The organism is Neisseria sp. 74A18 (assembly GCF_001308005.1).
In the GTDB taxonomy this organism is placed as follows: Bacteria; Pseudomonadota; Gammaproteobacteria; order Burkholderiales; family Neisseriaceae; genus Neisseria; species Neisseria dumasiana.
Genome location: NZ_LGZA01000001.1, coordinates 24,133 through 45,030 on the forward strand (window position 1 = coordinate 24,133; position 20,898 = coordinate 45,030).

General features: G+C 49.2%; 18 protein-coding genes. 16 read left to right on the forward strand and 2 right to left on the reverse strand.

Annotation, left to right across the window (positions count from 1 at the left end):
- Positions 1–24: 24 nt before the first annotated feature.
- The gene (locus AKG43_RS00120; RefSeq protein WP_054598549.1) at positions 25–1,005 is read right to left on the reverse strand and encodes a malate dehydrogenase; all 981 of its coding nucleotides are present in this window, start codon (positions 1,003–1,005) and stop codon (positions 25–27) included.
- Between the two features lie 627 nt (positions 1,006–1,632).
- Between AKG43_RS00120 and sdhC the strand changes: the two genes are divergently transcribed.
- The 13 genes from sdhC to AKG43_RS00185 all read left to right on the forward strand — a co-directional run bounded on the left by sdhC (position 1,633) and on the right by AKG43_RS00185 (position 15,578).
- A complete protein-coding gene (gene sdhC, locus AKG43_RS00125) occupies positions 1,633–2,010 on the forward strand; it encodes a succinate dehydrogenase, cytochrome b556 subunit (protein WP_054598550.1) in 378 nt (125 codons plus the stop codon).
- A complete protein-coding gene (gene sdhD / locus AKG43_RS00130) occupies positions 2,004–2,351 on the forward strand; it encodes a succinate dehydrogenase, hydrophobic membrane anchor protein (protein WP_054598687.1) in 348 nt (115 codons plus the stop codon). Before sdhC ends, sdhD begins: the two co-directional genes overlap by 7 nt.
- Positions 2,348–4,111 (forward strand): succinate dehydrogenase flavoprotein subunit, encoded by a 1,764-nt coding sequence (gene sdhA / locus AKG43_RS00135; RefSeq protein ID WP_054598551.1) that lies wholly within the window; start codon positions 2,348–2,350, stop codon positions 4,109–4,111. Before sdhD ends, sdhA begins: the two co-directional genes overlap by 4 nt.
- Positions 4,112–4,131: 20 nt before the next feature.
- A complete protein-coding gene (locus AKG43_RS00140) occupies positions 4,132–4,836 on the forward strand; it encodes a succinate dehydrogenase iron-sulfur subunit (RefSeq protein ID WP_054598552.1) in 705 nt (234 codons plus the stop codon).
- Between the two features lies 1 nt (position 4,837).
- Positions 4,838–5,086 (forward strand): succinate dehydrogenase assembly factor 2, encoded by a 249-nt coding sequence (locus AKG43_RS00145; RefSeq protein ID WP_054598553.1) that lies wholly within the window; start codon positions 4,838–4,840, stop codon positions 5,084–5,086.
- A gap of 96 nt (positions 5,087–5,182) precedes the next feature.
- The gene (gltA, locus tag AKG43_RS00150; protein WP_054598554.1) at positions 5,183–6,466 is read left to right on the forward strand and encodes a citrate synthase; all 1,284 of its coding nucleotides are present in this window, start codon (positions 5,183–5,185) and stop codon (positions 6,464–6,466) included.
- Positions 6,467–6,667: 201 nt separating this feature from the next.
- The gene (locus AKG43_RS00155) at positions 6,668–9,502 is read left to right on the forward strand and encodes a 2-oxoglutarate dehydrogenase E1 component (protein WP_054598555.1); all 2,835 of its coding nucleotides are present in this window, start codon (positions 6,668–6,670) and stop codon (positions 9,500–9,502) included.
- A gap of 62 nt (positions 9,503–9,564) precedes the next feature.
- Complete coding sequence (gene odhB, locus AKG43_RS00160) at positions 9,565–10,752, forward strand: 2-oxoglutarate dehydrogenase complex dihydrolipoyllysine-residue succinyltransferase (RefSeq protein ID WP_054598556.1); 1,188 nt, start codon at positions 9,565–9,567, stop codon at positions 10,750–10,752.
- A gap of 148 nt (positions 10,753–10,900) precedes the next feature.
- Complete coding sequence (locus tag AKG43_RS00165; RefSeq protein WP_125940191.1) at positions 10,901–11,155, forward strand: hypothetical protein; 255 nt, start codon at positions 10,901–10,903, stop codon at positions 11,153–11,155.
- A gap of 70 nt (positions 11,156–11,225) precedes the next feature.
- Positions 11,226–12,656 carry a dihydrolipoyl dehydrogenase gene (lpdA, locus tag AKG43_RS00170; protein ID WP_054598558.1) on the forward strand — a complete coding sequence of 477 codons (1,431 nt, stop codon included), beginning with the start codon at positions 11,226–11,228 and terminating at the stop codon, positions 12,654–12,656.
- Between the two features lie 173 nt (positions 12,657–12,829).
- Positions 12,830–13,513 (forward strand): DNA repair protein RadC, encoded by a 684-nt coding sequence (gene radC / locus AKG43_RS00175; RefSeq protein WP_054598559.1) that lies wholly within the window; start codon positions 12,830–12,832, stop codon positions 13,511–13,513.
- A 226-nt stretch (positions 13,514–13,739) separates the two neighbouring features.
- Complete coding sequence (bioA, locus tag AKG43_RS00180; RefSeq protein WP_054598560.1) at positions 13,740–15,029, forward strand: adenosylmethionine--8-amino-7-oxononanoate transaminase; 1,290 nt, start codon at positions 13,740–13,742, stop codon at positions 15,027–15,029.
- Positions 15,030–15,044: 15 nt separating this feature from the next.
- On the forward strand, positions 15,045–15,578 hold the full coding sequence (locus AKG43_RS00185) for an NUDIX hydrolase (protein ID WP_054598561.1): 534 nt from the start codon (positions 15,045–15,047) through the stop codon (positions 15,576–15,578).
- A 365-nt stretch (positions 15,579–15,943) separates the two neighbouring features.
- Here the strand turns inward: AKG43_RS00185 and AKG43_RS00190 are convergent, their stop codons facing one another.
- Entirely contained in the window at positions 15,944–16,768 is an 825-nt protein-coding gene (locus AKG43_RS00190) for a ferritin-like domain-containing protein (RefSeq protein WP_054598562.1), read from the reverse strand.
- 219 nt (positions 16,769–16,987) lie between these two features.
- On the opposite strand from AKG43_RS00190, the gene lolA reads away from it, so the two are divergent.
- From lolA to cls, 3 genes are all read left to right on the forward strand, one after another.
- Positions 16,988–17,608 (forward strand): outer membrane lipoprotein chaperone LolA, encoded by a 621-nt coding sequence (gene lolA / locus AKG43_RS00195; RefSeq protein ID WP_054598563.1) that lies wholly within the window; start codon positions 16,988–16,990, stop codon positions 17,606–17,608.
- Between the two features lie 241 nt (positions 17,609–17,849).
- Positions 17,850–18,851, forward strand: coding sequence for a branched-chain-amino-acid transaminase (ilvE, locus tag AKG43_RS00200; protein ID WP_054598564.1), 1,002 nt, complete (start codon positions 17,850–17,852; stop codon positions 18,849–18,851).
- A 225-nt stretch (positions 18,852–19,076) separates the two neighbouring features.
- Positions 19,077–20,564 (forward strand): cardiolipin synthase, encoded by a 1,488-nt coding sequence (gene cls, locus AKG43_RS00205; protein ID WP_054598565.1) that lies wholly within the window; start codon positions 19,077–19,079, stop codon positions 20,562–20,564.
- The last annotated feature ends 334 nt before the right edge of the window (positions 20,565–20,898 follow it).

Consider the following 20,898-nt stretch of genomic DNA (forward strand, 5'->3'; position numbering starts at 1 on the left):
ACGTTTGATTTCAGACGGCCTCAATCAAGAAAGCAAGTGGGCAACACCGGCTTTTTCTTCTTCCAACTCTTTCAGAGTTACATTGATACGCTCTTGACTGAATTCGTCGATTTCCAAACCTTCAACCAGTTTGTATTCGCCGTTTTCGCAAGTAACCGGGAAGCCGAACATAGTGCCTTCGGGAATACCGTAAGAGCCGTCTGAAGGAATGCCCATGGTCACCCATTTACCGTTGGTGCCCAATACCCAGTCGCGGATATGGTCGATGGCGGCATTGGCGGCCGATGCGGCAGAAGATAAGCCGCGTGCTTCAATAATGGCGGCACCGCGCTTGCCTACGGTCGGCAGGAACTCGTTGGCATTCCATTCTTGGTCGTTGATCATGTCTTTTACGCTTTCACCGTTGATGGTGGCAAAACGGTAGTCGGCATACATAGTGGGAGAGTGGTTGCCCCACACGCACAGTTTTTCGATATCTGCCACAGCTTTGCCGGTTTTCTCGGCGATTTGGCTTAATGCACGGTTGTGGTCAAGGCGCAGCATGGCGGTAAAGTTTTTGGCAGGCAGATCGGGAGCAGACTTCATGGCGATGTAGGCATTGGTGTTGGCAGGGTTGCCCACTACCAATACTTTTACATTGCGGTCGGCAACTTTATTCAGCGCCGCACCTTGTTTGGTAAAGATTTCGGCATTGGCCAGCAGTAGGTCGGCACGCTCCATGCCTTTGCTGCGCGGGCGCGAGCCTACCAAGATAGCAATCTGCGCATCTTTAAAAGCCACTTCGGGGTCGTCGGTAGTGAACATGTCGGCCAGCAGAGGGAACGCGCAATCTTGAAGTTCCATCATCACGCCTTTAACGGCATTTTGCGCTTGGGGCAAATCCAATAATTGCAGAATAACGGGCTGGTCTTTGCCTAACATTTCGCCGCTGGCAATACGGAACAGCAAAGCATAACCGATTTGACCGGCAGCACCGGTAACTGCAACACGAACGGGTGATTTCATACCAAAACTCTCCTGGGTGAATTTGTGATTGTGATCAAATAATAAAAAATGATTCAGACGGCCTCGTCACCAATATCCGGCTAAAATTCATCAAATAATGTGCGAGTACAGTTGAAGCATTGATTTTAAGAATGTCATCAAGGGTAAGCAAAATGATTAGAAACCATTTTGTATCCGTGCAAAAAAGCCTTTAATAATTTAATAATCAGACGGACGATTAAAACCTTTTTTGCAACGCCGTATCATACCAAATTTACACAATGGGGCAATAAAATTTTGTAATTGCTTGAAACCGCAAACAAGTATTTTTTATGCCGTGTGCAAGTATTTTTGTTGGGTTTCAACATCCGCTTTTGTTTTGATTTTTCAGGTTCTCAGTGAAAAACCGATAGAAAAATCAGGCTAAGTTAAAATTTTATGTGCCTAAATCAATTATAAAAATTTATTGTTCTTTAAAGCCGCCATAAAATTCACAAAAAACTCTAATAAAAGACTGGTCAAGCAGTTGCAAAACATGTAAATTACGTCTTAACGTAGTTTTATGTAGCTTGTTGTAGCCCGAGCGCATAAACCTGCTTTTTGGTTTGAGTTTTTGAGAAAAATATACTGTGTAAAGAGGATATTGAAATGCAGACGAAGCAGCGCCCTGTGTTCCTTGAAATCCCCAATATCAGATTACCGATACCCGGGATTGTTTCTATTCTGCACCGCATCAGCGGGGTTCTTTTATTTTTGAGTCTGCCCCTTTTGCTGTGGTTTCTTGCCGGTACGTTGAGCCGTGAGGCTGCATTTGAAACTTACCGTTCCGTTGTTTCCAATCCGTTTGTGAAGCTGGTATTGATCGGCCTTTTGTGGGCTTATCTGCACCATTCTTTTGCCGGCATCCGCTTCCTGTTGTTGGACGCCCATAAAGGTCTGGAGCTGCAAACCGCCCGTGCCACCGCAAAATTGGTGTTCGTGGCAGCATTGGTTTCAACAGTAGTATTGGGAGCATGGTTATGGTAGACCGCAAATTGGCCGGTGCCCACTACGGCCTGCGCGATTGGGCGATGCAACGTGCAACAGCTGTTATTATGCTGATTTACACAATTGCTTTTATCATCTTTTTACTTGCCTTGCCGGGTGATTACGATTCATGGCAGGCATTTTTTGCGCAAACATGGGTTAAAGTATTTACCCAAGTTACTTTCGTCGCACTGTTTCTGCATGCCTGGGTAGGTATCCGCGATTTATGGATGGATTACATCAAGCCTTTTGGTTTGCGGTTGTTTTTACAAGTAGCCACCATTATTTGGCTGGTAGGTTGCTTGGTTTATTCGGTTAAAGTAATTTGGGGTATTGTATGAGTTTTCCTGTTCGTAAATTTGATGCTGTTATCGTTGGCGGCGGTGGTGCCGGTTTGCGTGCCGCCCTGCAGTTATCTAAATCCGGTTTGAATACCGCTGTATTGTCTAAAGTTTTCCCTACCCGTTCACATACCGTGGCAGCCCAGGGGGGTATTTCTGCGTCGTTGGGTAATGTGCAGGAAGACCGTTGGGATTGGCACATGTACGACACCGTAAAAGGTTCGGATTGGTTGGGAGACCAAGACGCAATTGAGTTTATGTGCCGTCGCGCCCCCGAAGCCGTAATTGAATTGGAGCACATGGGCATGCCTTTCGACCGCGTAGAGAGCGGTAAGATTTATCAGCGTCCGTTTGGCGGTCATACGGCGGAACACGGTAAGCGTGCCGTTGAGCGTGCTTGCGCAGTAGCCGACCGTACCGGCCATGCCATGCTGCATACGCTTTACCAGCAAAACGTCCGTGCCAATACCCAGTTTTTTGTTGAATGGACTGCTTTGGATTTGATCCGAGACGATAACGGCGATGTTGTCGGCGTAACCGCCATGGAAATGGAAACCGGTGATGTTTACATTTTCCACGCAAAAGCTGTTTTATTTGCAACTGGTGGTGCCGGTCGTATTTATGCTTCGTCAACCAATGCCTTCATGAATACAGGTGACGGATTGGGTATTTGCGCCCGTGCAGGTATTCCTTTGGAAGATATGGAATTCTGGCAATTCCACCCGACCGGTGTTGCCGGAGCCGGCGTATTGATCACAGAAGGTGTGCGTGGTGAAGGAGGTATTCTGCTGAATTGCGACGGTGAACGTTTCATGGAGCGCTATGCGCCTACCGTAAAAGATTTGGCTTCGCGCGATGTGGTTTCCCGTGCGATGGCAATGGAAATTTACGAGGGTCGCGGTTGTGGCAAAAACAAAGACCATGTGTTGCTGAAAATCGACCATATCGGTGCAGAAAAGATTATGGAGAAACTGCCGGGTATCCGCGAAATTTCCATTCAGTTCGCCGGTATCGACCCGATTAAAGACCCGATTCCCGTCGTGCCGACTACACATTACATGATGGGTGGTATCCCGACCAACTATTTAGGCGAAGTAGTTGTTCCCCAAGGAGATAATCCTGAAGCTGTGGTGAACGGTTTGTATGCCGCAGGTGAGTGTGCCTGTGCTTCCGTGCACGGTGCGAACCGTTTGGGTACCAACTCGTTGTTGGACTTGGTTGTGTTCGGTAAATCTGCCGGTGACAGCATGATTGAGTACATCAATAAGCAAGATGGATGGAAAGAGTTGCCGAATAATGCGGGCGAATTAACCAAACAACGTTTGGATCGCCTGAATAATCAAACCGGTGGTGAAAACGTAGATGAATTGCGCCGAGAGTTGCAACGCACTGTCCAGTTGCATGCAGGCGTATTCCGTACCGATGCCATCTTAAAAGAAGGTGTGGAAAAAGTATTGAAACTCGCCGAGCGTGTTAAATACACCGAAATCAAAGACAAGAGCCAAGTATGGAATACTGCGCGCATTGAGGCTTTGGAACTGGATAACTTAATGGAAGTGGCGAAAGCGACTCTGGTTTCTGCCGAAGCGCGTAAAGAATCACGCGGGGCACATGCTTCAGACGACCACCCTGAACGTGACGATGAAAACTGGATGAAACACACGCTTTTCTATACTGCCGACAACAGCTTGTCTTACAAACCGGTTCATACCAAACCGCTGACCGTTGATTATATCGAGCCGGCTAAGCGCGTTTACTAATAATAAAAGGAACACAACACATGGAAAAAGTACGTTTTCAGGTGTATCGCTATAATCCTGACGTAGATGCCAAACCTTATATGCAGGACTATGAGCTCGAAATCGAGCCCACAGATGTGAAATTGCTGGATGCTCTCGTTAAACTGAAAGCAATAGATGACAGCCTGTCTTTCCGTCGTTCCTGCCGTGAAGGTATTTGCGGTTCAGACGGCATGAATATCAACGGTAAAAACGGCTTGGCTTGTTTAACCGATATCCGCAGCCTGAAGCAGCCGATTAAACTGCATCCTTTACCCGGTTTGCCGGTCGTTCGTGATTTGATTGTCGATATGACTCAGTTTTTCAAGCAATATCATTCAATCAAGCCATATGTCGTCAACGATACGCCCGCACCGGATCGTGAACGCTTGCAAACTCAAGAAGAACGTAAAGAGCTCGATGGCCTTTATGAGTGCATTTTATGTGCATGCTGTTCTACCGCTTGCCCCTCGTTCTGGTGGAATCCGGATAAATTCGTAGGCCCGTCAGGATTGCTGAATGCATATCGCTTTATTGCAGACAGCCGTGATACTATTACTAATGAGCGTTTGGATAATTTGAACGACCCTTATCGGTTGTTCCGTTGTCATACTATTATGAACTGTGTTGACGTATGTCCGAAGCACTTGAATCCGACCCGGGCTATCGGTAAGATTAAGGAAATCATGTTGAAACGAGCAATATAAGATGCCTGTTTTTGATGAAGCTGCAAAACGCAGAATACAGTATCAAACGCGCCGTGGACTTCTCGAGTTGGATATCCTGCTCGGGAAGTTTATGGAAAAAGAATTCCAGAATCTCAATGATGAAGAGCTGGCTGTTTTTGTTGAAATTTTAGATTTGCCCGACCAGCAGTTTTTAGCTTTGGTAAATCAAAAAGAACAGACAGAACATACCTGTTTCCTTCCTCTTCTGGAAAAAATAAGACGTGCTTAAGTTTTATTTGAAGCCGTCTGAAAACAGCAAAGCCGAATTTAATGATAAAGGTAATGCACTGAGTCTAACTTCAACAGAAAAATAAAGGAGCAAGAGATGTCCAAAACGATTAAGTTGCAAGCCGATGGTAAAGAATCGTTGGAATTGCCGATTTTAGAAGGTACTTTGGGTCCGGATGTTGTTGATATCCGGACTTTCACCAAAGGAACCGGCATGTTTACATTTGATCCCGGCTTTGTATCTACTGCAAGTTGCGAATCAAAAATAACCTTTATTGATGGTGATAAAGGCCAGTTATATTACCGTGGTTACCCGATTGAGCAGTTGGCTGAAAACAGTGATTATTTGGAAACCTGCTATTTGTTGATTTACGGCGAGTTACCGACTGCCGAACAAAAAGCCAAGTTTGAGCACACTGTTTCGCGCCATACTATGATTCATGAGCAATTGACTTGGTTCTTCCGTGGTTTCCGTCGTGATGCACATCCCATGGCAATGATGGTGGGCGTAGTAGGTGCGTTGTCTGCATTCTATCAAGACAGCTTGGAAATCTCTGATCCTGAGCACCGTAAAATTGCTATTTACCGCTTGATTTCTAAAATCCCGACCATTGCTGCGATGTGTTACCGCTATTCCAATGGTTTGCCGTTCAATTATCCACGCAATGATTTGTCTTACACGGCCAACTTCATGCACATGATGTTTGCCACTCCTTGCGAGAATTATGAACCTAACCCTGTTTTAGTGCGTGCCTTGGATCGCATTTTCATTCTGCATGCCGATCATGAACAAAATGCTTCTACTTCTACCGTTCGTTTGGCCGGTTCTTCAGGTGCGAATCCCTTTGCATGTATTGCAGCGGGTATTGCCAGCTTGTGGGGTCCCGCACACGGCGGAGCGAATGAAGCCGTGTTGAAGATGCTGGATGAGATCGGTGATGTTTCAAATGTTGCATCGTTCATGGAAGGCGTAAAAGAGCGCAAATACCGTTTGATGGGCTTTGGACACCGTGTATACCGCAATATGGATCCGCGTGCAAGCATCATGCGTGAAACCTGTTATGAAGTATTGAAAGAGTTGGGCTTGGAGGATGATCCTCAATTTAAATTGGCAATGGAATTAGAACAAATTGCCTTGAACGATCCTTACTTCGTAGAACGTAAGCTGTATCCCAATGTAGACTTCTACTCAGGCATTGTATTGTCTGCGTTAGGTATTCCGGTATCAATGTTTACCGTGATTTTTGCATTGGCACGTACAGTAGGTTGGATCTCTCATTGGCATGAGATGATCAGTGATCCTAACCAAAAAATCGGTCGTCCGCGTCAACTCTATACAGGGGAACCGCGCCGAGATTATGTATCAATTGATAAACGCTGATATTTCTCATTGTTTAAACCCTTGGTCTGTAAAGCAGGCCAGATACGGGTGTGTAATTAAATTACCTTTAAAAACAATGTAGAAAATATTAGCTAACTTAAAACGTAGAGAGTAGAATGGTAATATTTTCAACAGACATGGATTTATGTCATGAAAATAAGGATTCTACTCTCTAATTATATTCATTAAAGGGCAACACTCATGATGGAAGACAAGCTGAATTTTTCTTATTTATTTGGCTCTAATGCACCCTATATAGAAGAATTATATGAAAATTTCTTGAATGATCCGGAATCTGTGGATGAAAGATGGAAGCAATATTTTACTGATTTGGCTGCGCAGCCGGGGGGTGTAGAACGTGATGTTGCCCATCGTCCTATTCAAGAATCATTTGCCAATTTGGCAAAAAAACGAGCTACTGCTGCTATCGCAGGAACGTTAGACGAAAACATGATGAAAAAGCAGGTCGGTGTATTGCGCATGATGTCTGCTTATCGCATTCAGGGTGTCGGCGCTGCTGATCTTGATCCGTTAAAACGCATGCCTCCCCGCAATCTTGATGCTTTAGATCCTAAATTTCACGGATTGGATGCTTCTGATATGGCTGTCCAATTCAGTGTCGGTAAAGGCGACTTTGCCGGTAGTGACAAAATGGTGTTGTCGGATATCGTAAGTAAGTTGAAACAGACTTATTGCGGTCACATCGGTATTGAATATATGTATATCGAGAATACCGAAGAGCGCCATTGGATCAGAAATTATTTTGAAACTGCCTTGTCTACGCCTAAATATAGTGCAGATGAAAAACGCTTTATCTTAAAGCAACTTACTGCCGCTGAAACTTTAGAGCGTTATCTCCATACCAAATACGTCGGTCAGAAACGTTTCTCTGTCGAAGGCGGTGAAAGCGCTATTGCCGGTTTGAATTATCTTGTTCAGAATGTGGCTAAAGATGGCGTGGAAGAAGTGATTATCGGCATGGCTCACCGAGGCCGTCTGAACGTGTTGGTTAACACTTTAGGCAAAAAGCCCAGCGATCTGTTTGCCGAATTCGAAGGCCGCGCTGCGGCAACCTTGCCTAGTGGCGACGTGAAATACCACATGGGCTTTAGTTCGGATATCGCAACTTCTCACGGTGCAGTTCATGTTACCTTGGCATTTAACCCGTCTCACCTTGAGATTGTTAATCCGGTAGTGCAAGGTTCGACTCGAGCCAAACAGCGCCGCCGCGGAGAGAACGGCCAAGGGCAGGTATTGCCTGTGTTGATTCACGGCGACTCAGCATTTATTGGTTTGGGCGTGAACCAGGCAACATTCAATTTATCGAAAACCCGCGGTTATACAACCGGCGGTACGATTCATTTGGTGATTAACAACCAAATCGGCTTTACAACATCCGATACCCGTGATGTGCGCTCGACAGTTTATTGTACAGATATTGCCAAAATGGTTGAGGCACCTGTGTTCCATGTGAATGGAGATGATCCTGAGGCAGTGTGTTTTGTTGTTCAAGCCGCTTTGGATTACCGTAAAAAATTCCATAAAGATGTTGTGATCGATTTGGTATGTTATCGCAAGCTGGGCCATAACGAAGGTGATGACCCGACTTTGACTCAGCCGATGATGTATAAGAAAGTAGCCCAACATCCGGGTGTGCGTTCGCTTTATGCCGATAAACTGGTTGCAGAAAATGTGATTCAAGCAGATGAAGCCGAAGGTTTGATTCAGGCTTACCGAGATGCTTTGGATAAAGGAGAGCATGTCGAACAAACACGCTTAACCGCTTATGAAAGCAAACACCGCGTAGATTGGTCTAAATATCAAGGCCAAGATTGGCGCGAAAAAGTAGAAAGCGGATTGCCTGTTTCAGACATCAAACGATTGGCCGATAAATTCACACAAGTTCCCGAAGGTTTTGCGTTGCACAACACGGCCAAGCGTGTGTTGGAAGCGCGTAAATCCATGTCGGTCGGCGAACAGCCTATCGATTGGGGTATGGCCGAAACATTGGCTTATGCGGCATTGGTTACCAACGGTACCGGTGTGCGCATTTCCGGTGAAGATTCGGGTCGAGGCACATTCTCACACCGCCATGCGGTGCTGCACGACCAAAAACGCGAGAAGAGCGATGACGGTGCTTATGTACCCTTGAGAAACATGTCTGAAGGACAGGCTTCGTTTTTGGTAATCGACTCTATTCTGAATGAAGAAGCCGTTATGGCTTACGAATACGGCTTTGCTTGTTCGGCTCCTGATAAGCTGACTATTTGGGAAGCACAGTTCGGCGACTTTGCCAACGGTGCCCAAGTCGTGATCGACCAATTCATTTCTTCAGGCGAAACCAAATGGGGTCGTTTGTGCGGCTTAACAACGATTCTGCCGCATGGTTACGACGGCCAAGGCCCCGAGCACTCTTCTGCGCGCTTGGAGCGTTGGTTGCAGTTGTGTTCGGAAGAAAACATGCAGATTGTTATGCCGTCTGAAGCGTCTCAGATGTTCCATATTCTGCGCCGCCAAGCATTGCGTTCATACCGCAAGCCATTGGTTATCTTTATGTCTAAACGCTTGTTGCGTTTTAAAGATTCAATGAGCCCGTTGGAAAACTTTACCGAAGGTTCGACTTTCCGTCCGGTTATCGGCGATACTTTCGAGCGTGCAGATAACAATAGCGTGAAGCGCGTGATTCTTTGCTCCGGTCAGGTTTATTACGATTTGGTGGCAGGCCGTGCGGAACGTAAGCTGGAAAACGATATTGCCATTGTGCGCGTAGAGCAGCTTTATCCGTTCCCATACGACGAAGTTAAAGCCGAATTGGATAAATTCCCGAATGCCAAAGATGTGGTTTGGGCGCAAGAAGAACCCCGCAACCAAGGTGCTTTCCACCAGTTGCGCCACCGTATCGAAAAAATCTTGGGCGAGCAGCAAAAGCTCAGCTATGCGGGCCGTCCGGCCAGCGCTTCTCCAGCTGTCGGCTACATGAGTAAACACATTGCCCAGTTGAAACAGCTTGTTGAAGATGCAATGAATCTGAACTAACCATTCGGGCCGTCTGAAAACGGTTTAAACGGTTCAGACGGCCTTCACTACCGGAGAATAAAATGATTGTTGAAGTAAAAGTACCTGTGTTATCTGAAAGTGTATCTGAAGGCACATTGATGTCTTGGCACAAAAAAGTAGGCGAATACGTTGAGCGTGATGAGATTTTGATCGATGTGGAAACCGATAAAGTGGTTTTGGAAGTTCCCTCGCCGCAAGCGGGTGTGTTGGTAGAAATCGTGGCACAAGACGGTGAAACCGTAGTGGCGGAGCAGCTGCTGGCCAAGATCGACACCGAAGCCAAAGCAGAAGCTTCTGCGCCTGCCGCAGAAAGCAAACCTGCCGAAGCCCCCGCAGCCGCTCCTGCGGCATCTAACGCCCAAGCCGGTGTGGCCATGCCTGCCGCTGCCAAACTTGCCGCCGAGAAAGGTGTCGATATCGCTTCCGTGCAAGGTTCCGGTCGTGACGGCCGTGTATTGAAAGAAGATGTGCAAAATGCTTCCGCAGCACCGAAAGCGGCTGCACCTGCCGCTCCCGTTCCTGCCGGTGTGCGCCCCGAACAGCGCGTGCCGATGAGCCGTTTGCGTGCCCGTGTTGCCGAGCGTTTATTGGCTTCTCAACAAGAAAACGCCATTTTGACTACCTTTAACGAAGTCAACATGAAGCCGGTTATGGATTTACGTGCCAAATACAAAGAAAAATTCGAAAAAGAGCACGGCGTAAAACTGGGCTTTATGTCGTTCTTTGTTAAAGCCGCCGTTGCCGCACTGAAAAAATTCCCGGTTGTGAATGCCTCTGTTGACGGCAACGATATCGTTTACCACGGTTACTTCGATATCGGTATTGCCATCGGCAGCCCGCGCGGTTTGGTTGTGCCGATTCTGCGTGATGCCGATCAAATGAGCATTGCCGATATTGAAAAAGCCATTGTGGATTACGCCGTAAAAGCTAAAGACGGCAAAATCGCTTTAGAAGATTTAACCGGCGGTACTTTCAGCATTACCAACGGCGGTACTTTCGGCTCGATGATGTCTACCCCGATTATCAACCCGCCCCAATCAGCTATTTTGGGTATGCACGCTACCAAAGAACGTGCAGTTGTAGAAAACGGTCAAGTAGTGGTACGCCCGATGATGTATCTGGCACTGTCTTACGACCACCGTATCATCGACGGCCGCGAAGCGGTGTTGACTTTGGTAACCATCAAAGATTTGTTGGAAGATCCCGCACGTTTGCTGCTTGACCTGTAAGCGGTGTAGCCGGATACATGGTTTCAGACGGCCCGGGCATTTAATCTGTGCCGTTTGAAACCGTGCTTATAATTAAAAATAAAGTAATACAGTAAACATATTGGTTTCGGGCGTTTGCTCGAAGATTTTGGAATGTTCAAGGGGGCTCATGAGATACTTTTTGTTTTGCGCCGTATGTTTTTTGAGTGCGTGCGCTTCGACAAACAACGAGCAATATTTGGTATCTGCTTATGATGCAAAAGGGCGCTTGCTGACCAAACGCGTGGAATTGGGCAGCAATAAGGCAGGCGTTCCTTTGGTACGCGACACATTGTGCAAGGTTTATCCCAAAGCCGTTATCCGCGTACATGAAAAAACCAGCAAACAGTTGGCTAAAGATTTTCAACCGTATTCATGCCGTTAAAATAATCAGGCCGTCTGAACAAGCTGTGTTTCAGACGGCTTAAACATGAAAAGAGAAAAAGGATTCAATCATGTCTCAATTCGACGTAGCAGTTATTGGTGCAGGCCCCGGCGGTTATATCGCCGCCATCCGTGCCGCGCAACTCGGTTTTAAAACCGTCTGTATCGATGCAGGCGTAAACAAAGCAGGCGATGCGCCCGCATTGGGCGGCACATGTTTGAATGTCGGCTGTATTCCTTCTAAGGCTCTGTTGCAGTCTTCGGAACATTTTCATGCCGCCCAACACGATTTTGCCGAGCACGGCATTACCGTGGGCGATATGAAATTCGATGCGGCCAAAATGATCGAACGCAAAGACGGCATCGTCACCAAACTTACCGGCGGTATTAAGTTTCTTTTCCAAAAAAACAAAGTGGAAAGCCTGTTCGGCAAAGGTTCTTTAAAAGGCCGTAACGGCGATGTTTGGCAGGTTGAAGTCGATAACAAAGGCGAAAAATCAGTTGTTGAGGCCAAACATGTAATCATCGCAACCGGTTCGGTTCCGCGTCCTCTGCCTTTAATCGATATCGACAACGTGAATGTATTGGACAACGAAGGTGCATTGAATCTGACCGAAGTGCCGAAGAAATTGGGCGTAATCGGTTCTGGCGTAATCGGCTTGGAAATGGGTTCGGTGTGGAAACGTGTGGGTTCTGAAGTAACCATTCTTGAAGCCGTGCCTACTTTCTTGGCTGCCGCAGACCAGCAAATTGCCAAAGAAGCCTTCAAAGTATTTACGAAAGAACAAGGTTTGGCGATTGAGTTGGGTGTAAAAATCAATGAAATCAAAAACGACAAGAACGGTGTAACCGTATCTTACGAAGTCGGCGGTGCGGCGAAAACCGAAACCTTCGACAAACTGATCGTGTCTATCGGCCGTATCCCAAACACCGAAGGTTTGAATGCCGAAGGCGTGGGCTTGGAAAAAGACGAGCGCGGTTTCATTAAAGTGGACGGAGAGTGCCGCACCAATCTGCCCAACGTATGGGCCATCGGAGACGTGGTACGCGGCCCGATGTTGGCACACAAAGCCAGCGACGAAGGTGTTGCCGTAGCCGAGCGTATCGCCGGTCAAAAACCGCATTTGGATTTCAATACCATTCCGTTTGTGATTTACACCGATCCCGAAATCGCATGGGTAGGCAAAACCGAAGAACAACTGAAAGCCGAAGGCGTGGAATACAAAAAAGGCACTTCCGGCTTTGCAGCCAACGGCCGCGCTTTGGGCTTGGGTAAAGCAAAAGGCACGGTAAAAGTGTTGGCTTGTGCCAAAACCGACCGCGTCTTGGGCGTTCACATGATCGGCCCGATGGTTTCCGAGTTGGTAGCCGAAGGTGTGATGAGCATGGAGTTCAGTGCCAGCAGCGAAGACATCGCCCGTATCGTTCACGCACATCCGACCTTGTCGGAAGTATTGCACGAAGCGGCTTTGGCGGCAGACAAACGTGCTTTGCACGGTTAATTGACGATTGACCTGATGTTTTGAAACTGCTCCGGTTTTTTAGCCGGAGCAGTTTTATTTATGCGACAAAAAACTTTCTTATCAAGCCCAATAAGGTTTTTCAGACGGCCTCTTGTGTTATTTTGAAACTATCAATGATATGATTATTTCATAACAAGAAGGAAAAACCTTACATGAGTATCAAACAATGGCCGGAAGGCGAACGCCCGCGCGAAAAGCTGTTAGAGCGCGGCGCGGGTGCGTTGAGCGATGCCGAATTGCTGGCGGTGTTGCTGCGGGTGGGCACGCGCGGCATGAGTGCGGTGGATTTGGCGCGCCATCTGCTCAACGAGTTCGGCAGCTTGGGGCGGTTGATGAGTGCGGATGTGAAAGCATTGTCGGCGCATAAAGGCATGGGGCTGGCGAGCTATACGCAATTTGCCGTGGTGCGCGAAATCGGGCGGCGGATATTGGGCGAAGAATTGCGCGAAACCGCCGTGTTGAACAATCCGCGCGAGGTTGCCGATTTTCTGCGCCTGCATTTGGCACACGAACGGGGAGAGGTGAGTTTGGCATTATTGCTGAACCAACAAAACCAACTGATTGCCTTGCATGAATTATCACGCGGCACGGTGGCCGAAAACACCGTTTACACCCGCGAAATCGTGAAACTCGCGCTCGACGAATACGCCAGCAGTATCATCATTGCCCACAACCACCCCGGCGGTTCGCCCGATCCTTCCGATGCCGACATTGCTTTCACGCACAAACTGGCGCAGGCTTTGGATTTGGTGGATATCACGCTTTTAGACCATTTCATCGTAACCGCCCGCCAAGTAACATCTTTGCAGGAGCGCGGCTTGATGCGTGCGGTGTAGAGACACATTCAAGGCCGTCTGAAAAACGTTATATAGTCAATCAACTTAACTTTTACTACGGCGTTGCTGCGCCTTAGCTCAAAGGGAACGATTGTGTAAGCCGCTAAAGCGGCAACAGAATCGGTTCCGTACTACCTGTACTGCCTGCGGCTTGCTGCCTTGTATTAAAAATTAATTTTATTGACTATAATTCCGCCATTCTTTTTTCAGACGGCCTCAAACCTTCATGCTTTTTTCCGCCGATTTAGACTTCGACCGCCGCCATATCTGGCACCCTTACACCTCGGTGATCGATCCACTGCCCGTCTATCCCGTTGCCCGCACCGAAGGCGTGTACATAGAGCTTTCAGACGGCCGCAAGCTGGTGGACGGCATGTCGTCATGGTGGTGCGCACAACATGGCTACAATCATCCAGAACTGCTTGCCGCCGCCCACAAGCAGCTCGACACCATGCCGCACATCATGTTCGGCGGCATCACCCACGAGCCTGCCGTCCGTCTGTGCCAAAGCCTGAAAACCATGCTGCCCGAAAATCTCGACTGCATTTTTCTGGCGGATTCCGGCTCGGTGGCGGTGGAAGTTTCCCTGAAAATGGCTCTGCAATATTGGCATGCGCGGGGCGAAGCGCGGAGCAAATTTCTTACCATCGAGCGCGGTTATCACGGCGACACCTTCGGCGCCATGAGCGTGTGCGACCCCGTAAACTCCATGCACAATCTTTACCGCCGATTCCTGCCTGAACACATCTTCGTGCCCGCCCCGCAAAGCCGTTTCAACGGCGAATGGCAGTCGAACGACATCACTGCTTTTCAGACGGCCTTATCGCAACACAGCAACGATATCGCCGCCGTGATTCTCGAACCCATAGTGCAAGGCGCGGGCGGTATGCGCGTGTATCATCCCGAATATTTGCGGCAGGTGCGCGCCCTGTGCGACGAATACGGCATCTTATTGATTCTAGACGAAATCGCCACCGGCTTCGGGCGCACGGGCAAGCTGTTTGCGTGCGAACACGCCGCCATCCAACCCGATATCATGTGCATCGGCAAAGCCCTCACCGGCGGCATGATGACGCTTTCCGCCACCGCCGTCACCCGCCACGTCGCCGAAACCGTGTGTGGCGGCGAAGCGGGCGTATTCATGCACGGCCCCACTTTTATGGGCAACCCGCTGGCCTGCGCCGTGGCCGAAGCCAACATGCAGATACTCAAGCGCAACGAATGGCAGGCGCAAGTCGCTGCCATCGAAGCACATTTTCAGACGGCCTTAACGCCGCTTACCGCCCATAAAAACGTGGCCGACGTGCGCATTATCGGCGCCGTCGGCGTGGTCGAAACCCGCCGCCCCGTCAACATGGCCGCCATGCAGCAGTTTTTCGTGCAGCAAGGCGTGTGGATTCGGCCGTTCGGCAAGCTGGTTTACCTGATGCCGCCTTATATTATCCGCCCGCACGAATTGCAACGGCTCACCGATGCCGTTGGCGCGGCCGTTCAACAAACAGAATTGTTTCAATAACAACAAGGAATCATCATGGATTTGAAAGAAACCCAACTCAGCTCCGAGCCGATTTTTCAAGGCACGTTCATCAACATCGCCCGCGACACCATCCGTCTGCCCAACGGCAACGAAAGCATGCGTGTGGTGATACGCCACCCCGGTGCCGCCTGCGTGCTGGCCGTAACCGACAACGACGAAGTGGTGTTGGTACGCCAATGGCGCTACGCCTGCGACCAAGCCCTGCTCGAACTGCCCGCAGGCAAACTCGATGCCGGCGAAGACCCCGCCGTCTGCGCCCTGCGCGAGCTGGCCGAAGAAACGCCTTACACTGCCGACAGCGTTAAGCTGTTGCACACTTTCTACACCGCGCCCGGCTTCTGCGACGAATTGATGTACCTCTACCAAGCCGAAGGCGTGCGCGAAGGCAGCACCTTGCAAAACGACGATGACGAATTTACGGAAACCGTGCTGATGAGCCGCGAAGAAGTGAAAGCGGCGTTGAAAAACAACCAAGTTTCAGACGGCAAAACCTTGGCCGGTTTGCAATATTGGCTGTTGAACAGTTAAGCCTGTTTGGATTGAGAATGCTTTGGCTGCTGCGTCGGCAATAGCTGTCAAGATGGCAGGCGGGTAGGGCAGAGCGTCTAAAGCATTTTGAATGCTCGTAGTTTTTGTGCACATAATGATGAGGCCGTCTGAAAAATTTCAGACGGCCTGAGACCTTTGCAAAACCCCCATCTGCGGCGCATTTCTGCGTTGTGCGCTGCTCGCTCGTTTGTCTATCTGTATGATATGCCTGCACTCGCTGTGCTGCTACGCCTTGAACTACATCCACATTTGGGGGTTTTGCAAAGGTCTCGGCCTCAAAAAATTAACAATGTGAATGAAGCTCAAACCGTAACGTCATTAAAGCAAGGTTGGTTCATCCGTTATCAACCTGCTTTCAAACTTTGTTCAAAATCTTCCAACATGTCCAACTCAAAACGGCTGAAGCCTGCGCGCTCGCGTGCTTCGATGTTGACGTAACCGCGGAAAATAAACAAATCGTAGCGCGAAATCAAAGTGCGGAATAGTGAAATCGGCTCCAAGCCGCGTTCCGCGCACAAATATTGATACCAACGGTTGCCGATTTGCACATGGCCGACTTCGTCGCGATAGATGATGTCGAGCACCGCACAGGTTTCTAAATCGCCTTTTTGTTCCACTTTGGCTCGGATGGCAGGTGTAACGTCTAAACCGCGCGCTTCGAGTACGCGCGGCACCAACGCCATACGCAGCAGGGGATCGTAGGCGGTTTTGTAGGCCATATCCCACAAATGGTTGTGCGCTTCGAAGTCACCGTAATCATAGCCGTGCGCCTGAAGGCGTGCGCGCATCAGGCGGAAATGGGCGGCTTCTTCATCGGCAACGCGCAACCAGTCGGCTGTAAAAGCGGCAGGAAGGTTGCGGAAGCGGTAGGCGGCATCAAGAGCCAGATTGACGGCGTTAAATTCGATATGGCAAATCGCATGGAGCATGGCTGCGTAGCCTTCGGGCGTACCCATTTTGCGGGCGCGGACAGCGGTGGAGGGAACCAGCTCGGGTTTTTCGGGGCGGCCGGCAAAGCGGAAATCTTCGGGCGGTTCAGACGGCCCGTTGTTTAGTATACCCTTGGTGTAGGCAGAAAAAATTTCATCGGTAAGACGGCATTTAACTTCCGGATCGGTTGCATTTAACGCAGATAAAAGCAGGGGATAGACGGATTGTGTTGTATTCATGTGGCGGATTATACGGTAAACGCGATTTAAATTCAGGTTAAACGCCTGACGATTTTGCCCTTGTTCATAAGCAGTTAGTATGCCCGGCTTTCTTTACAAGGGAACACGGGTCTGAGTGCGGATGCCCAAAGTGTTGAATTTCCGATAAAAAGGCTTAATATACGCCCTAGCAATCTGCTGGGAGCCGATTGATTGATTTTCCTGAAAGGAACACCTGAGATGATTCAGAAAAAACAAATGTTTACTGCTCTTGCTGCCGTATTCGCCCTCGGTATCGGCAGCGCACAGGCCGGTGCGATTGACGCACTCAAGAAATTTAACGAAGATGCCGACGGTATCAGCGGCAGCTTCACCCAAACCGTAAAAAGTAAGAAGAAAACCCAAACCACCAGCGGTTCGTTTCAGATTTTGCGGCCCGGTTTGTTCAAATGGCAATACACTTCGCCCTACAAGCAAACGATAGTAGGCGACGGCAAAACCATTTGGTTATACGATGTGGATTTGGCGCAAGTAACCAAGTCGGCGCAAAACCAAACCATCGGCGACAGCCCCGCTGCGATTTTGTCGAACAAATCCGCGCTCGACAGCAGCTATTCTCTGCAAGAAGACGGTTCGGCAGGCGGTATTGATTATGTGCGTGCCATGCCGAAGAAAAACAACGCAGGCTATCAATACATCCGCATCGGTTTCAAAGGCGATGCTTTGGCTGCCATGCAGTTGAAAGACAGCTTTGGCAATGAAACCACCATCCGCTTCAGCAATTTGAACATGAAGCCGAATCTTTCACGCGGCACATTTAAATTCACGCCGCCCAAAGGTGTGGATGTGTTGAGCAATTAATGTAATGTGAGCAAAGACGGGCTGTTTCAGACGGCCGTCTGAAATCATACAGATGCACCCGTTGCCGGTTGATACGGCAGCGGGTGTTTTGTTTGGCTGTAAGGCTTTTCAGACGGCCTCAAGTTTCACTAACGCAGGCCGCTTATCAATCGAAATAACGATTATGTGCGCAGACACTTGCAATCCGCGCGGGCAAAGAGTATTTTCATCACTTTTAACACATCCACTTGAGAAAATAATCATGGCAAGAGAAGTTCCCGCCGTATTCGGCAGTGTTTTTCATCAAGACATGCCTGTTTTGGCATTTGAAAACGGTTCGTGGCAGGAAGTGCGCTGGCAGCAGGCAAACGAACTGTCCCTTGCTCCGGGGGCGCATTGTTTGCATTACGGCAGCGAGTGTTTCGAAGGTTTGAAAGCATTCCGTCAAAAAAACGACGACATCGTTTTGTTCCGCCCCGATGCCAATATCGCCCGTATGCAGCAAAGTGCCAAGCTGCTCCATTTGCCCGTGCCGGAATCGGAAGCGTTTCATGCCGCGCTGGTGGAGTTGGTGGCCCGTGCCGCCGATGAAATTCCCGATGCGCCGGCTGCGCTGTATCTGCGGCCGACTTTAATCGGCACCGACCCTGTGATCGGCAAAGCCGGTGTCGGGTCATCTAACGCATTGCTGTATATATTGGCTTCTCCTGTGGGGGATTATTTCAAAGCAGGGGCACCGATGAAGCTGTTGGTCGAAACCGAGCATATGCGCTGTGCGCCGCACATGGGGCGGGTGAAATGCGGCGGCAACTATGCTTCGGCTCTGCCGTGGGTAACGAAAGCCCGCGAAGAATATGGTGCGCATCAAGTATTGTTCTGCCCGAACGGCGACGTTCAAGAAACCGGCGCGTCTAACTTCGCACTGATTAAAGGCGACGAAATCATCACCAAGCCGCTCACCGACGAATTTCTGCACGGCGTGACCCGCGATTCGGTGCTCAAAATCGCCCGCGATATGGGTTATCAGGTGAGCGAACGCAATTTCACGGTAAGCGAACTGAAAGAAGCGGTGGAAAACGGCGCAGAAGCCATTCTAACCGGCACGGCTGCAGTGATTTCTCCGGTAACTTCTTTTGTTATAGAGGGCAAAGAAATCGAAGTGCAAAGCCAAGAGCGCGGTGCGGCCATCCGCAAAGCGATTACCGACATTCAATACGGTTTGGTTGAAGACCGCCATGGCTGGTTGGTTAAAGTAAAGCCTTAACCAACCTGTAAAAGCTTGCACGCAAAACGGCTATTTGGGCGCATTTTTGCGTTGCCTGCTTATTTTCCTACGTATGCTATGTCTGCCCCCGTTGCGCTGCTAAGCCATGAACTGTGTTCATATTAGGGGGCAAATGTATCAGGCCGTCTGAAAACATAAACTTTCAGACGGCCTGTTTAGTCTTATCTTGATTGCAATCCCGCTCACTCTTTTAAACTGCAAACAATGAATATAGAAATCACATGGGGGCAGATGCTGATTTATCTGCATACTGCCGTGGCACTGGGTTTTATGGTGCGCGTACTCTACAAACAGCGCAACACCGGCACGGCATTTGCCTGGTTGATTATTTTGTTTCTGTTTCCTTTGTTCGGCGTGGCGGCATACCTGATGCTGGGCGAGCCGCGCTTGGGTATAGCCCGCGCCAAACGCACGGAAGAAATGAACCGGTTTTACGGCCGTTTCGCCGAACGTTATTTGGCAGATATCGATTTGGATACCACCGAAGAAGTCAGCCCCCGTTACCGCGGTATCGCCAAAGTGGCGGCAGACCCGACCGGATTGGGCGTTACGAAAAATAATGCCGTGTCGCTGCTGTCTTCCACCGCCGACATACTGGCGGCAATGGAAAACGATATCGAATCTGCAACCCAATCCTGCCTGCTTGCGTTTTATATCATCGACCCGCAAGGACGGATTGAACGCCTGTTAGACAGAGTTATCGAAGCGGCCGGACGCGGAGTGGATTGTGTGATTTTGGCCGATGCGGTGGGCAGCCGCAGTTTTTTCAACAGCGCATGGATAGAGAAGTTGCGTCATGCCGGCGTAGAAGTGCATGCCGCATTGCCGGTAGGGCCGCTGCGCACGCTGTTTACCCGCAGCGACTTGAGAAATCACCGCAAGTTGATGATTATCGACAAGAAAATAGGCTATACCGGCAGCTATAATCTCGTTGATCCGCACTTTTTCAAAAAAGGCGCGGGCGTGGGCGAGTGGGTGGATGTGATGATGCGCTGCACCGGCCCGATGGTGCTGGAAATGACGGCAGTGTTTTATGCCGATGTGGCGGTTGAAAACGATGAGAATTTGGTTGAAATACAAAAATACCTGAGCACTTATGTAGATATTATTCCGGCCATGCTGCCTGAAAAAATGCAAGCCGGAAAAGTGGTGGCGCAGGTTATCCCTTCCAGCCCCAGCCAAACCGACCGGGTAATCTACGAAACCATCATCAGCGCGATTTATGCGGCAACCCGCAAACTGGTGATCACCACTCCCTATTTTGTACCCGACGATTCCCTGCTGATGGCGTTGACCAATGCCGCCAAACGGGGCGTGGAAGTTACCTTGATCCTGCCGGCCAAAGTCGATTCGCTGATGGTGCGTTACGCTTCACAGGCCTATTACCCGATGCTGTTGCGCTCTGGCGTGAAAATCGCGCTTTTCGACGGCGGCTTGCTGCACGCCAAAACCATGACGGTGGACGACGGCTACACGCTTTTCGGCACGGTAAACATGGATATGCGCAGCTTCTTTTTGAATTTGGAAATCAGTTTGGCCATATACGATAAAGGCATGACCAAACAGGTGCGTGATTTGCAGGCGCATTATTTGCAAAGCAGCCGTTATGTGAGCATTAAAAATTGGCAGCAACGTGCGCGATGGTGGGGATTGGTCGAAAATACCGTGCGTTTGATGAGCCCGTTGTTGTAATACAGGATTGTTGTTGGCAGTTGGCAGGCCGTCTGAAAATATTCAGACGGCCTGCCAACGACAATATGCAACACCGCTATCACGAATGTGTAAATTAACATTTATTTACACGGTAGTAGGCAAAAGTGCTAAGTGGTAGATGTTGTGCGGGTTTGAGGCGGAAACGCGAAAATCACCCATCGGGCGGCCTGCGGCGGGCGCAGTTATTGCGGTGCATTTTCATCTTCAGGCAAATCCTTGTTTTGCGTCTGCAATCTCTTTCAGACGGCCTTCAAGTGCAAAGTGATAAACGTATGGGTTTGCCGCACATACGGTTTGCAGTTGCCGCTGAACC

Excerpts from the sequence above, each read along its gene's own strand:
- AKG43_RS00120 (WP_054598549.1), bottom strand. The coding sequence starts at position 1,005 with ATGAAATCACCCGTTCGTGTTGCAGTTACCGGTGCTGCCGGTCAAATC.
- sdhC (WP_054598550.1), top strand. The coding sequence starts at position 1,633 with ATGCAGACGAAGCAGCGCCCTGTGTTCCTTGAAATCCCCAATATCAGA.
- sdhD (WP_054598687.1), top strand. The coding sequence starts at position 2,004 with ATGGTAGACCGCAAATTGGCCGGTGCCCACTACGGCCTGCGCGATTGG.
- sdhA (WP_054598551.1), top strand. The coding sequence starts at position 2,348 with ATGAGTTTTCCTGTTCGTAAATTTGATGCTGTTATCGTTGGCGGCGGT.
- AKG43_RS00140 (WP_054598552.1), top strand. The coding sequence starts at position 4,132 with ATGGAAAAAGTACGTTTTCAGGTGTATCGCTATAATCCTGACGTAGAT.
- AKG43_RS00145 (WP_054598553.1), top strand. The coding sequence starts at position 4,838 with ATGCCTGTTTTTGATGAAGCTGCAAAACGCAGAATACAGTATCAAACG.
- gltA (WP_054598554.1), top strand. The coding sequence starts at position 5,183 with ATGTCCAAAACGATTAAGTTGCAAGCCGATGGTAAAGAATCGTTGGAA.
- AKG43_RS00155 (WP_054598555.1), top strand. The coding sequence starts at position 6,668 with ATGATGGAAGACAAGCTGAATTTTTCTTATTTATTTGGCTCTAATGCA.
- odhB (WP_054598556.1), top strand. The coding sequence starts at position 9,565 with ATGATTGTTGAAGTAAAAGTACCTGTGTTATCTGAAAGTGTATCTGAA.
- AKG43_RS00165 (WP_125940191.1), top strand. The coding sequence starts at position 10,901 with ATGAGATACTTTTTGTTTTGCGCCGTATGTTTTTTGAGTGCGTGCGCT.
- lpdA (WP_054598558.1), top strand. The coding sequence starts at position 11,226 with ATGTCTCAATTCGACGTAGCAGTTATTGGTGCAGGCCCCGGCGGTTAT.
- radC (WP_054598559.1), top strand. The coding sequence starts at position 12,830 with ATGAGTATCAAACAATGGCCGGAAGGCGAACGCCCGCGCGAAAAGCTG.
- bioA (WP_054598560.1), top strand. The coding sequence starts at position 13,740 with ATGCTTTTTTCCGCCGATTTAGACTTCGACCGCCGCCATATCTGGCAC.
- AKG43_RS00185 (WP_054598561.1), top strand. The coding sequence starts at position 15,045 with ATGGATTTGAAAGAAACCCAACTCAGCTCCGAGCCGATTTTTCAAGGC.
- AKG43_RS00190 (WP_054598562.1), bottom strand. The coding sequence starts at position 16,768 with ATGAATACAACACAATCCGTCTATCCCCTGCTTTTATCTGCGTTAAAT.
- lolA (WP_054598563.1), top strand. The coding sequence starts at position 16,988 with ATGATTCAGAAAAAACAAATGTTTACTGCTCTTGCTGCCGTATTCGCC.
- ilvE (WP_054598564.1), top strand. The coding sequence starts at position 17,850 with ATGGCAAGAGAAGTTCCCGCCGTATTCGGCAGTGTTTTTCATCAAGAC.
- cls (WP_054598565.1), top strand. The coding sequence starts at position 19,077 with ATGAATATAGAAATCACATGGGGGCAGATGCTGATTTATCTGCATACT.